A 14,216-nucleotide genomic window follows, 5' to 3' on the forward strand; every position below is an offset into this window, starting at 1 on the left:
GATTTTTATAATATGTTATAATTTAACTTCATTGATAACGTGATTAATTAACCATGTAAACGCTGTTTTTCTTCGGCAATAATCGCTGCACGATAAATGTTATTCAATGCATTAATTAACGCTTTTGCTGATGATTCAACAATATCCGTTGCTAATCCTATACCATGATAACGACGACCATTATGCTCTACCACGATATCGACTTGCCCTAAGGCATTTTCTCCTTGACCTTTTGAAGCTAATTGATATTTAACAATCGATACCGGAATATTTGTAATGCGATTAATAGCTTGATATACGGCATCAACAGGACCATTCCCAGTAGCTGCATCGGAACATTTTTTGTCACCAACAGTAAGACTGACAGACGCTGTTGACACCACTGTACTCCCTGATTGTACGTTAAAATAATCTAGCGAAAAATGCTCCTGATCATCTTTTATCTTATTCATAAAGATTAATGCTTCAAGATCATAATCAAACACTTGCCCTTTTTTATCGGCTAAAGCTAAAAATGCAGTATAGATTTGATCAAGATCATAATCTTCATCCCGATAACCTAAATCTTGCAAACGGTGTTTTACCGCTGCTCGTCCGGAACGAGAAGTTAAATTGAGTTGAACTTGATTTAAACCAATTGATTCTGGAGTCATTATTTCGTATGTTTCACGATTTTTTAACACCCCATCCTGATGGATACCTGATGAATGAGAAAAGGCATTGCTGCCAATCACTGCTTTATTAGCAGGGATTGGCATATTTGCAATTTGGCTTACGATCTGACTGGTACGATAAATTTCTTGATGATTAATATTGGTATGTACATTTAAAATATTTTGGCGAACTTTAATTGCCATAATCACTTCTTCTAAAGCGGTATTACCGGCTCGTTCACCTAAACCATTCATCGCGCCTTCAATCTGCCGAGCACCTTCCTGAATCGCGCTAATCGAGTTAGCCACCGACATGCCCAAGTCATCATGACAATGAACAGAGATAATCGCTTTATCAATGTTCGGGACACGTTCAAATAAGGTACGAATAATGCCACCAAATTGATAAGGGATAGTATAACCGACAGTATCTGGAATATTGATCGTGGTTGCCCCTGCTTGAATTGCTGCTTCAACAATCCGACATAAGTTATCAATTGGGGTACGGCCTGCATCTTCACAAGAAAACTCCACATCATTAGTATAATTACGTGCACGCTTAATACAGTGCACAGCCCGTTCAACGACATCTTCAAATGTCATTTTTAATTTATCTTTTACATGTAAGGTCGATGTTGCCATAAACGTATGAATGCGAAACTGATCCGCAACCTTTAATGCTTCTGCGGCAACATCAATATCTTTTTCAATACAACGAGATAGCGCACAAACTCGACTATCTTTAATCGTTTTCGCTATAGTTTGTACCGATTCAAAATCACCAGGAGAAGAAATAGGAAACCCTACTTCCATTACATCCACACGCATTCTTTCCAATGCTAATGCTATCTGTAATTTTTCTTTAACACTTAAACTCGCTTGTAGTGCTTGTTCACCATCACGTAATGTCGTGTCAAAAATAATGACTTGATCGCTCATTGTTTTTTTCCTTTTTTATATTGTAGCGCTATTACGGTATTTCAAGTTAACAAAACAAAAAACCCGCACTTCAGCGCGGGTTATTGTTAATTTGTCGAGTTATCTATTGAACTATCACTTTACTCCACAAACAAACGATCCGCGCAAATCAATGCGAGGAGGAGGTTGAGAGCGAGTGATAAAAAGTTAGTCAACATAACAACTTTCATTCCAGTAATAGTACAAGATTTGATTGCTGATATTTTTATCAAATCATGCTGATTGTGTCAACGAATATTTATCATGTGTTTTAATATTATTTTAATTTATTAATAAGAACATAGTTTATAAACGAATAAAATAAAAAACTATTGTATTTTGCAAATATCGTAATAGCGAATTAGATAAATACAGAATAATTTATATTAGCCAATATAATAAAACCAACAATCATTTTACTAAATATTCTATTGGATAACTATGGACTTACCGCGACCACGAATATCAGATACGGCTTGAGGTACATTATCAATGACTTGAATAGCTTGTATATCACCACTAAAATCTTGTTGATAAAAGTCATAACCCATTTTTTCAAGCTGAGATTTAAATTGTTCTGATAATTTATTTTGAAAACGTTCTATAAAAATCAGATTCTTTGGTAATAATTGATGATGATAGCGAGGTGCATAAACTGCGTCTTTTAATGACATACCATTATCGTAAACATTAGCCACTACCTGAAAGATAGAAGTAAAAATCCGTGAGCCACCCGGTGTACCAATCACCATAACAACTTGATTATCTTTGGTAAATATCGTTGGCGTCATAGACGATAATGGTCGTTTATTCGGAGCAATTGCATTAGCATCTTTACCGACTACACCAAATTGATTGGCAATACCTGGCTTACTACTAAAATCGTCCATTTCATTATTAAGAATAATACCAGTACCTTTTACGACCACAGCTGAACCAAACCAACCATTTAAAGTATATGTATTCGATGCCGCATTACCCCATTTATCTACGATTGAAAAATGGGTGGTCTGTAATTTTTCACGGCTAGTAGATAAACCTGGTTGAACGTTTGCTGTTACGGATATTGTTTGTGGATCAACTTGTTTGGCTCGGTTGAATAAATAAGTTGGATCGATTAGTTGCGATACTGGCACCGCTACAAAATCAGGATCCCCCATATATTCGGAACGATCAGCAAATACACGCTTTTCAATTTCTGCTAATAAATGAACATATTTGGGTGAATTTACTACTACACCCTTAAACTCATTCTCGAGATTTTGTTTCATTAATAATAATTGGATTAAACCAATACCACCCGAACTTGGTGGCGGCGCTGTAACGATTTGCATCCCTTTCCAATTAGCAATTAAAGGTTCACGCCAATTACTTTGATAATTGGCTAAATCGGATTCTGTGATTCATCCATCATTTTCAGCCATTTGTGAAGCAATCAGTTTCGCGGTTTCTCCTTTATAAAAACCATTTGGCCCTTGTTCAGCAATACGAATCAATACCTGACCTAATTCCGGTTGTTTAAATAAATTTCCTGTCTGTAAACCTGAAAAATATTGTTTAAAATTACCATTAATTGGCGCATCTTTTAAAACTTCTTGATAACGTAATTCCAGTTGTTGTTCAACATAAAAACCTTCATTAGCGAAACGAATAGCTGGAGCTAGCACAGCTGACCAAGGTAACTGACCAAAACGCTGATGAATCGCCCACATGCCGGCTACTGTACCGGGCACACCTGATGCTTTATGTGAATATAAACTTAAATTTTCAATCACATCTTGATTTTCATCTAAGTACATATCCTTAGTGGCTGCAGCGGGTGCAGTTTCCCGATAATCAATAAAGTAAGGTTTACCTTCCATCCATAACGTCATAAATCCGCCACCTCCAATGTTGCCCGCTTCAGGATAAGTGACTGCCAATGCAAAAGCAGTCGCAACGGCACTATCCGCGGCATTACCGCCTTTTTTTAATATTTCTTGTGCGGCAAGTGCGCCATAATAATCTGGTGCTGCAACAGCTCCCACTTCAAATGGTTGGTTGATTTTATCCGCAGCGATAACCTGCTGGCTAAGAAATAAAAATAGGATAAGATTGCAATAGTCAAAAATTGTTTGCTTGCGATAAGACATCTGAACCTCCTATGTCATTATTATTAAGGTTTGACTCATCAGGCGAATACTTTTTTATTAAAAGGTATCAAACGAAATGAAATCAATAATCAATATAGCATACACAAAATAGATGGGTTAATAAGAAGTATTTATAAAGTAGTTAAACATTGAAATAAACTTAATGATAAACAAAATATCGTATCATTAAGAATCTAAATAATTTAAATAGTGTTATTTGGCTTAAAAAAATACAATAAGTTGAACATCTTTTTAATGCTAAGCGCAGTTAATAGGATCATCAAAAAATGTGAGATTATCATTTTATCAATTTTATTAATAACTTATAATGATAATCCAGATATTAAATAGGAGTCTTCATATGAATATCGTTGAAATTTCGCAAACACGTTATACGACTAAACATTATGATAAAACAAAAAAAATTCCTCAAGATAAACTTGAACAGCTGTTGACGGTATTAAGAAATAGTCCTTCTTCGGTTAATTCACAGCCATGGCATTTCTTTGTGATTGATAATGACATTGCTAAAAATAAAATTTTACCGGCAGTTGCCGAATTTAATCAACCACGTATTACCGAATCTTCTCATACCATTATTTTTTGTGCTAGATCACCATTAACAGAAGCACATCTCACTAATTTACTTAACCAAGAAGAACAAGATGGTCGTTTTCCCGTCGTCGGATTAAAACAAGCGCAAGATCAAGGTCGCCACAATTTTGTTGAGCTGAACAGTAAAACTATTGAGTCACAACTTGCCTGGGAAAGCAAACAACTCTATATTGCTTTAGGCCAATTATTATTTGCAGCTACCGCTATTGGTATCGATTCTACTCCAATCGAAGGTTTTAATGCGACTAAAATGGATGAAATATTAGGCTTAAAAGAGAAAGGCTTAACAAGTGTCGTGATCGCTGCATTAGGATATCGGGCTGAAAACGATGGCAATGCTGAACGCCCAAAATCACGCTTACCAAAAGAACAAATTTTCACTTTTTTATAATTATATTCGTTAAGTGGGTCGCATCGACCCACGGTTAGTTTTAGTTGCATACACGATTAAACCAATATTATTTATATTTGTGTCACAATTAATGATCACTACTACGGAATAATAACGCCTCGCTCCAGTTTATTTGGCTTGGATCTTTTTTATTGCCACCGCCAGACATGTTTTGTATTTTTTGTTTAAACGGTTTATCTAAACACGATAATAACAATTTGGTATAGTCATGTTGGGGATCACTAAAAATGTGATCACGTTTACCTTGTTCGACGATATGTCCATTTTTCATAACGATAATTTGATGACAGAAAGAATAAACCAAGGAAAGATCATGACTGATAAACAGATAACTAAGTTGATATCTTTGTTGTAACAGCTTTAATAAATTAATAATTTGCAATTGAACCGTTCTATCCAATGATGAAGTCGGCTCATCTAAAACTAATAATTGTGGTTGCAATATAAGAGCTCGAGCTAAGGCAATACGTTGACGCTGACCACCAGAAAATTCTGATGGATAACGATAACGCCAATTTGGATCCAACCCAACTTCTTGCATAATATGGATAACTTTTTGTTCACATTCTGAATGACTCAGTTTTTTATGTGCTCGTAATCCCTCATTGATAATCTGCTCAACATTAAGGCGGGGATCAAGCGATGAAAAGGGATCTTGAAAGACTACCTGTATACGACTGCGAAACGGTAATAATTTTTTTTGACTTAATTTGGATAAATAGTGGCTATCGAACCAAATATCACCTTGTGATTTAATTAACCGCAGAATAGCCAATGCTGTAGTGGTTTTACCGGAACCAGACTCGCCAACTAATCCTATCGTTTCGCCTTCATGAACGACTAAAGCAACATCATCAACAATTTTGCGTTTTTGCCTTTTAAACCAACCTAACTTTGTTTTTACTTCAACATTTAAATAATTAACGTTAAGTAAAATTCCTGGCATTTTCGGTAATGGTATTGGGTTTCCTTCTGGTTCAGAATTAATTAATAGCTTGGTATATTGATGTTCAGGTCGTAAAAAAATGCGATGGCGATTATTAAATTCGACGATTTCACCATATTTCATCACGGCAATATTATCAGCAATTTTTCTAACCACACTTAAATTATGTGAGATAAACAGCATACTCATATTTAGCTCACTTTTTAACTCTTTTAATAATTGAATAATTTGTGCTTGTACCGAAATATCTAATGATGTTGTTGGCTCATCAGCAATTAATAATTGCGGCTTAGTTAATATCGCCATAGCGATCATTACCCGCTGTCTTTCACCGCCAGAAAGCTGATGAGGATAATGGTTTAATCGGCTCTTGGCGTTTTTAATACCCACACGTTCTAAATAACTTATCATTTCACTACGAGCTAAGTTATGGCTGTGTATGCCCATGTGTATGGATAATACTTCGAAAAGTTGCTTTTCAATGGTATGAAGTGGATTGAGTGATACCATTGGATCTTGAAAAATCATACTAATATGATTCCCACGGATTTTCCGCATTACCTTATTACTAACAGATAACAAGTTCTGGTTAGCAAACCATATCTCACCACTGTTATAAATAACTTTTTCAGGGGGTATTAACTGTAGAATAGATAATGCTGTGATCGATTTACCGCTGCCTGATTCACCGACAAGCGCCACGGTTTCCTGTTCCTGAATAGAGAAACTGATGTTTTTTACTACTGGCAATAATCCGTGTGATTGTTTAAATGCAATGGATAGATTATTAATATGCAAAAGAGGTTGATTCATCAATTCACTCCTTTGTTAGGATCGAAGGCATCACGCACCGCTTCTCCGATAAAAATGAGTAAAGATAATAAAACTGCAATAATTAAAAATGAACTTATACCTAACCAAGGGGCCTGTAAATTATTTTTACCTTGTAGTAATAATCGTCCTAAAGAAGGTGAATCAATAGGCAATCCAAAACCAAGAAAATCCAGTGAAGTTAAAGTAGTGATAGAACCGCATAAGATAAAAGGTAAAAATGTTAAAATAGCTACCATCGCATTGGGTAAAATATGCCTAAACATAATTTTATGATGACTCAAGCCTAATGCTTTAGCCGCTAAAATATACTCAAAGTTGCGTGTGCGCAAAAACTCCGCACGCACAACACCAACTAATGCTGTCCACCCAAATAAAATTGTTATAGCTAATAGCCACCAAAAATTAAGTGTCATTATGCTCGACAACAAAATAATCATAAACAAGACAGGTAAACCATTCCATATTTCAATAATACGCTGACCAAATAGATCGACCCAACCACCATAATAACCTTGTAAGGCACCAAAAAATATGCCAATTAATGAAGTCACAAAACATAACAGCAATGCAAAAAGCATTGAGACACGGAAGCCATATAAAAGATTAGCCATCACATCAAAACCTGCATCAGTAGTACCCAACCAATGCTCAGCCGATGGTGGTGTTGGGAAAGTAGTTTCAGTGTTATAAACTAAGGTTTTATAACTATAACGGAAAGGTGGCCAAATGATATATCCGCCACTTTGTTCTATATTTTCAATAATTATTGGTTCAAGATAATTTGCTGGTGTCGCGAAATCACCGCCAAAAGACGATTCCGAATAGGTTTCGATAATCGGAAAATAGAAATGATCCTGATACTTTATCAATATTGGCTTATCATTCATTAGAACATTTGACAGTAAACTCAATAAGAAAAAAATCGCAAATAACCATAATGAAAGATAACCACGTCGATTATTTTTAAATCGTTGCCAGCGTCGTTGATTGATTGTTAACGGTGCCGATGATTGATTAGTTTTATTCGTCATTTATTATCGTGCCTCAAAATCAATACGTGGATCAATTAACATATAGGTCAAATCTGTAATCAATTTGGTTACTAAACCAATTAATGTAAAAATATATAAAGTACCAAAAATTACTGGATAGTCACGTTGTATGATCGCTTCATAACCCAGTAACCCTAATCCATGCAGAGAAAAAATTACTTCAATTAACAATGATTCGGTAAAAATCATACCAATAAAGGCAGCAGGAAAGCCAGAAACAATCAATAATGTTGCATTACGAAAAACATGACGATAAAGAATCTGTCGTTCACTTAGTCCTTTTGCTCGGGCAGTAACAACATATTGTTTACGAATTTCATCTAAAAATGAGTTTTTGGTGAGCATTGTTAAAGTAGCAAAGCCACCCATCACCATAGCAGTAATGGGTAAACAAATATGCCATAGATAATCTTTGATTTTATCCCAAGTTTCAAGTTGATCGAAATTGGCTGATATTAAACCTCTTAAAGGAAAAATATCCCAATAATCACCACCAGAAAATAGGATAATTAGTAAAATTGCCAATAAAAAAGCTGGAATTGCGTAACCAACAATAATCACGACACTTGACCAAAAATCAAATCGGCTGCCATCTTGTACTGCTTTATGTATCCCTAATGGAATTGAGATTAAATAAATCAATAATGTCGTCCATACACCTAATGATATCGAAACCGGAAGACTATTTATAATTAAATTTATAACAGAATCACTTTTGAAAAAACTATTGCCAAAATCAAAACAAATAAAATTTTTTATTGTATCAATATATCGTTCCCAAATTGGTTTATCAAAACCATATTGTTTTTCAATAGCAGAAATAATTTGTGGATCTAATCCACGTGCTCCACGATAAAATTGATTTTCTTGATTTATGACCATCCTTTCACTATTAGGTAACAAAACTTGTCCACTTTCAGCTCCCATTTCAATCATCGCTATCGCCTGATCAACCGGACCTCCAGGTGCAATTTGTATAACAAAAAAGTTAATCGTTAAGATAACCAATAAAGTGGGAATAATAAGTAATAATCGCCGAATGAGATAACTTAGCATGTTATTTGTTCCTTTTACTCATTATTTTTAGGTAACTTATTTGCCTTATCGGCATCATACCACCAAGTATTCACACCAATACTGTAAACGGGCTTAATCTTTGGTTTATCAAATTTATTCCAATATGCATAATGAATTTGACGCGGCATCCACATCGGGATCATTGGATACGCATGGGTTAATACGCGATCCAACGCTCGGCCGATATAAAGCAATTCTTCTTCATCATCAATATAATTTGGAATCAGTGCAATTAAACTATCAATTGCCGCATTATGTAGCCCGGAAGTGTTCCAACTTGAGTTGAGATATTCACTACCCCATAGTATCATTAATCCTGAAGTAGGATAGTCTATCTTACTGTAATTTGTAGGAATCATATCAAAATCCCGTTTACGTAAACGGCGAGTAATTTGGGCATAATCAACCGAGCTGACATTCATTTTAATACCTAATTTGGCTAAATTTTGCTGAAATGGTATTACATATTTGTTATCTGCTCCCATATAAGTAAGTAATTCAAACTCAAATGGTTCACCTGTTTGTATATTCACCAATCGATGATCTTTTATCACCCATCCAGCTTGTTGCAATAACTGTTTCGCCTTTAATAAATTAGCACGATTAAATCCATCACCATTGCTCGATGGTATGTTATAAGCTTCACCAAATACAGTGTCTGGTAAAATAGCCGCATAAGGCATCAATAATTGTCGTTCCCGTTCACTGGGTTTACCAAGTGCAGCATAAGGTGTGTATGAGAAAAAACTCATTGGTTGAATAAAACTGTCGTAATAAAAGACGTGATTTAACCATTTAAAATCATATGCTAATGTTAAGGCTTGTCTAACTTTAATATCTTGAAACAGGGGTCTTTCTAGATTAAAAGCAAGCCATCTTGAATTAATGGCCTTAGTGACATCATCCTGTTGTTTAAGGATATACTCTTGATCAAAATATTTCCCTTGATATTGGGTAAACCATTTTTTAGGTTGTGATTCACTACGAAAATCATATTCTCCAGCTTTAAAAGCCTCTAAAGCAACATCATCATCAGAATAATAATCGATCCGTTTAATTTCAAAATTATTCAGCCCCTGATTTACGGACAGATTATTCCCCCAATAATTTGGATTTAATTGATAAATGGCATATTGTCCTAATTTAAAATCACTGATGACATAAGGTGCGCTACCAATTGGTGGTGTAGCCAATGGCTCGGCTAAATTTTTATCTTGCCAAAAATGTTGTGGTAACACACTAAAATCACCGACGAAACTCAATAAATCCTCTCGATTTGGTGTCGGTAATTCAAATCTAACCCGATATTTATCAAGTGCTTTCACTGAATATCCTTGATAATACATACGATATTGTGATACACCTTCTGCCATCATTTTATTGAAACTAAATTCGACGTCGTACGCGGTTACAGCTACACCATCACTAAAACAGGCATTAGGATTAAGCACGACTTCAGCCCATTTATATTGATCAGAGTAGGTAATCTCGCTCGCTAATAACGGATAATAGCTATCAAGTTCATCGCCCGATGTGGTAAATAACGTTTCATATAGACTATGCGAATGCCTTTCAGCCACACCACGGCTAGCCAAACGATTAAAATTATCGAAGCTGCCAATTTCAGCCTGACGAATGATCCCCCCTTTTGGTGCATTGGGATTAACATAATCAAAATGGGTGAAATTTTCGGCATACTTAGGTTGACCAAATAAAGCAAAATGTGTGGTCGTATATATTTTTTCAGAACGTGTTGCATCTTGCTCACTAAGCTCTACAAGCTGTAACGGTCCAACCAGTTCCTCTGCGTTCGTCTGCGTTAAAAAACAACCAAATGAACATAACACTACTAATAATTTTGACAAGATTCCCGAATTAAATGTTTTGTTAATATTATTTTTGTGCATTTTATTCTCGATATTTTTTCAAGGCGACGATTAAATTAAATTATCTTTATTTAACTCTATGAATGATAACATAAATATTGCTTATCATAACAAAATGACTTCAATTTTATAACTTGTAATTGCTTTAAATAGTGTAAATATTTTTGGCGTGGTATCTCAAACGCCCCTAATGACGCGGTATGGTTATTGATTACCTGACAATCAATTAATAAACCACCACATCGACTAAAATGGCGGCTAAAAGCATATAATGCAACTTTAGAAGCATTGCTTTTTAGGCTAAACATGGATTCTCCACAAAATACAGCACCTTGTGCTACACCATATAACCCACCAACCAACTGATCATTCTGCCAAACTTCAACTGAATGAGCAAAACCTAATTGATGGAATTGGATATAAGCAGCAATTATCTCATCCGTAATCCACGTCTCACCATGATTTTTCGCACACCCTTTTATAACCGCTGTAAAATCATGATTTATACTGATTTTATAATCACACTTTTTCAAAAATTTATTAAATGTTCGATTAATATGAAATTGTAACGGATCGAATACTGCACGGGGATCGGGAGACCACCATAAAATAGGTTCATCATCGTTATACCAAGGAAAGATGCCCTGTTGATAAGCAACCGATAAACGCTCAGGTGACAGATCTCCCCCCATAGCAAGTAATCCGTTTGGTCTGATTAGAGCCATATTCGGGTCAGGAAATGCTAAATTTTCGTCTAAATAAGTTAACAATACAAAAATCCTAACAAGCTAATTAGTATTGAAAATTATAACGGATAAATAAGTGAAAAACTTCTATTATAAACATTTTTAGTCGAATCAACTAAAAATATGCTTGGGTTGTTTATCTCATATCGCATTTATGATTACGTTATTTTATAATCGCTGTGCTTTTTAGCATAATAACTTATCATAATAACGACTATGGATGAAAATGATGTTATTGATTTGGGGTACTGGCGGTAATCGGACAAAAGCAAAAAATGTGCTTCCACCAATGTAAACATTGCAAAAAACTCGCTGAATTTAGTGTATATGATGAATATCATTAATTCCATTTTTGGTATGTATTTAGCTTTGTTAGATAAATTAAATATTACATTTGTAGCTTGTGAACAAGGCGATCATACCGATAATATTCCAACATCTGAATTTAAATCCAACTACCCTAAACTTAAATATCCTTTCATTCGCAGATGAGGCGCAGTTATTTGTGGCGGATATTCTATGCTATTAGAGGCTTTTTCTTATATAATTGGCTCTATGCTATTGAAGACAAAGAAAGTACTTTCAAAACCAAAGCTGAACTTATCAATTCGATAATAAACGATTTTATGTCGTCGATTTATCCAAAATCGTTCTTAGTAGCTTATCAATAAGGATAAAAACAGTTATGGAAAATAAAATTGTTAAGCTGTGATAGTGAAAAACAGATATATCATTTTACTATGTCAAAAGAAGCTCACCTCTCGATTGAAGCTGCTTTTAAACAGCTCTTCCCTTATACTTTTAACAATGAGATTGATCTCTCTTTATTGCAACAGCAAGTAAAAAATACAAAGAACAATTTATCATTTTAACAATTTGCGCAACACAAAATAAAAACTTTACGCTGTCTAAAATAAGGGCGATATCTCCGCCCTTCAATTTCAACTCCTCAATACATTAAAATATTATTCAATTAATCATTAAATGCACTTTCACCATGACTATTAATATCCAACCCTTCACGTTCATCATCGGTGCTTACACGTAACCCGACCAAGAGATCAGCTATTTTAAAAGCAATAACCGCGACGACCGCCGTCCATACCATACAAGTAATTATACTCATTGTTTGGATACCCAACTGTTTTATCATCGTTACATCGTCAGTAAAACCGATACCGCCTAATGATTCAGCTGTGAAAATTGCCGTTAAGAGACAACCGACAATACCACATATACCATGTACACCAAATACATCACAAGTATCATCAACCTTTAATAAGCGTTTTAAACTCGATACCCCCCATACCCCTGCAGCGCCACAAATTAAACCAATAATCAAGGCCCCACCGACTCCTACAAATCCAGCAGCTGGTGTAATACCGACTAAACCAGCTATCACTCCCGAACAAGCGCCTAAACAAGATGGTTTACCGCGATGAATCCATTCTACGGCTGTCCATGCCAATACACCACTGGCTGTGGCAACCACTGTATTAATAAATGCTAAGCCTGCGATTTCATCAGCATGCGTTGATGAACCGGCATTAAAGCCAAACCATCCGATGTATAAAATAGCTGCACCAAGATAGACATAGCCTAAATTAAATGGTTTGAGTGGTTCTTTATTAAACCCTACCCGATGACCACTCATATATGCACCGATTAAGCCTGCTACTGCAGCATTAATATGCACGACTGTACCACCAGCAAAATCAAGTGCACCTTCATCGCCCAGAATTCCGCCCCCCCAAACCATATGCGCCATAGGTATATAAGAAAAAGTAAACCAAATCACCATGAAAATTAATACAGCAGAAAATTTAACTCGTTCAGCAAAGGCTCCTAAAATTAAACAGCAAGTGATACAAGCAAACGATCCTTGAAAAGCAATCCAGATAAATTGATAAATGCTTCCCTCGATATCCGTTATCTTAATACCTTTTAACAAAAACCAATCAAAACTACCAAAAAACCAATTTCCTTCACCAAAAGCTAACGAATATCCATAAACGACCCATAAAACAGCAATTAGTGAAAAACTCACTAATACTTGGGTTAACATCGATAAAATGTTTTTCGAACGTAATAAACCGCCATAAAATAAAGCAATACCTGGTACGGACATAAATAACACTAATGCTGTACAAATCATCATAAAACCATTATCCGCTTTATCAGCTAAAGAATTTGTAACAACTTCTTGTATTAATATTTCTTCAGCTAATACATGACCTGAGGTGAATAGTCCCAGAATAAATAATATTTTTTTTATCATTTTACATATTCCTTATCAAAATTTTTTTGATGTGAATAAATATCACTGAATAAATTAGTATTCGTTGGCACAATTTACTAAAGTGCATCTTCATCCGTCTCACCTGTACGAATACGAATAGCACTTTCTAAAGCTGTTACAAAAATTTTGCCATCACCGATTTTGCCGGTGTGAGCAGCTTTAGTTATGGCTGAAATCACTTCATCCAATTGTTCATCTAAAATGCCAATTTCAATTTTGACTTTGGGTAAAAAGTTAATTGTGTACTCAGCACCGCGATAGAGTTCAGCATGACCTTTTTGTCGACCAAAGCCCTTTACTTCAGTTACCGTCAATCCTGTAATATTAATATTGGACAAGGCTTCGCGAACTTCTTCTAATTTGAAAGGTTTAATAATTACTGTCACTAATTTCATTAAATCATCCTCATCATTGCTAATAATAATTAATCTAATGCAAATGTTATGCCAAACCATTGTTATATAATGAGCATGAATGAAATGTCTAAATAAAAGAAGTTATTATCCATTGGATAAATAAAAGCGAATTATTCTTTGCTGGTCAGCCAATGTAACAATAAATTGGTCAATTTAATAAAATGAAATGTATTGCTTTTACATGCTTATTT

9 protein-coding genes and 1 pseudogene are annotated in these 14,216 nt (G+C 35.0%); 1 reads left to right on the plus strand and 9 read right to left on the minus strand.

The features are described from left to right. Positions 1–47: 47 nt before the first annotated feature. Together leuA and ggt are read right to left on the minus strand one after the other, a co-directional pair. Positions 48–1,592 (minus strand): 2-isopropylmalate synthase, encoded by a 1,545-nt coding sequence (gene leuA, locus JMI89_RS00870; protein WP_220679082.1) that lies wholly within the window; start codon positions 1,590–1,592, stop codon positions 48–50. Positions 1,593–2,038: 446 nt separating this feature from the next. Continuing rightward, positions 2,039–3,742 (minus strand): annotated as a pseudogene (gene ggt, locus JMI89_RS11820) (gamma-glutamyltransferase). Between the two features lie 361 nt (positions 3,743–4,103). Between ggt and nfsB the strand changes: the two are divergent. Then, on the plus strand, positions 4,104–4,748 hold the full coding sequence (gene nfsB / locus JMI89_RS00885) for an oxygen-insensitive NAD(P)H nitroreductase (RefSeq protein ID WP_187755640.1): 645 nt from the start codon (positions 4,104–4,106) through the stop codon (positions 4,746–4,748). A gap of 88 nt (positions 4,749–4,836) precedes the next feature. Here the strand turns inward: nfsB and JMI89_RS00890 are convergent, their stop codons facing one another. The 7 genes from JMI89_RS00890 to glnK all read right to left on the minus strand — a co-directional run bounded on the left by JMI89_RS00890 (position 4,837) and on the right by glnK (position 14,004). Continuing rightward, positions 4,837–6,531, minus strand: coding sequence for a dipeptide ABC transporter ATP-binding protein (locus tag JMI89_RS00890; protein ID WP_370633689.1), 1,695 nt, complete (start codon positions 6,529–6,531; stop codon positions 4,837–4,839). Next, positions 6,528–7,580 (minus strand): ABC transporter permease, encoded by a 1,053-nt coding sequence (locus JMI89_RS00895; protein ID WP_187755642.1) that lies wholly within the window; start codon positions 7,578–7,580, stop codon positions 6,528–6,530. The genes JMI89_RS00890 and JMI89_RS00895 overlap by 4 nt, the downstream gene beginning before the upstream one ends. Positions 7,581–7,583: 3 nt before the next feature. Then, a complete protein-coding gene (locus JMI89_RS00900) occupies positions 7,584–8,657 on the minus strand; it encodes a microcin C ABC transporter permease YejB (protein WP_187755643.1) in 1,074 nt (357 codons plus the stop codon). A gap of 14 nt (positions 8,658–8,671) precedes the next feature. Continuing rightward, positions 8,672–10,585 (minus strand): extracellular solute-binding protein, encoded by a 1,914-nt coding sequence (locus tag JMI89_RS00905; protein ID WP_220679085.1) that lies wholly within the window; start codon positions 10,583–10,585, stop codon positions 8,672–8,674. A 56-nt stretch (positions 10,586–10,641) separates the two neighbouring features. Next, complete coding sequence (gene aat / locus JMI89_RS00910) at positions 10,642–11,289, minus strand: leucyl/phenylalanyl-tRNA--protein transferase (RefSeq protein WP_370633695.1); 648 nt, start codon at positions 11,287–11,289, stop codon at positions 10,642–10,644. 994 nt (positions 11,290–12,283) lie between these two features. Then, the gene (amtB, locus tag JMI89_RS00915) at positions 12,284–13,588 is read right to left on the minus strand and encodes an ammonium transporter AmtB (RefSeq protein WP_255562833.1); all 1,305 of its coding nucleotides are present in this window, start codon (positions 13,586–13,588) and stop codon (positions 12,284–12,286) included. A 77-nt stretch (positions 13,589–13,665) separates the two neighbouring features. After that, positions 13,666–14,004 carry a P-II family nitrogen regulator gene (glnK, locus tag JMI89_RS00920; protein ID WP_187755646.1) on the minus strand — a complete coding sequence of 113 codons (339 nt, stop codon included), beginning with the start codon at positions 14,002–14,004 and terminating at the stop codon, positions 13,666–13,668. Positions 14,005–14,216 lie beyond the last annotated feature (212 nt).

This window comes from Frischella sp. Ac48, from assembly GCF_019641635.1.
GTDB classification, from domain to species: domain Bacteria; phylum Pseudomonadota; class Gammaproteobacteria; order Enterobacterales; family Orbaceae; genus Frischella; species Frischella japonica.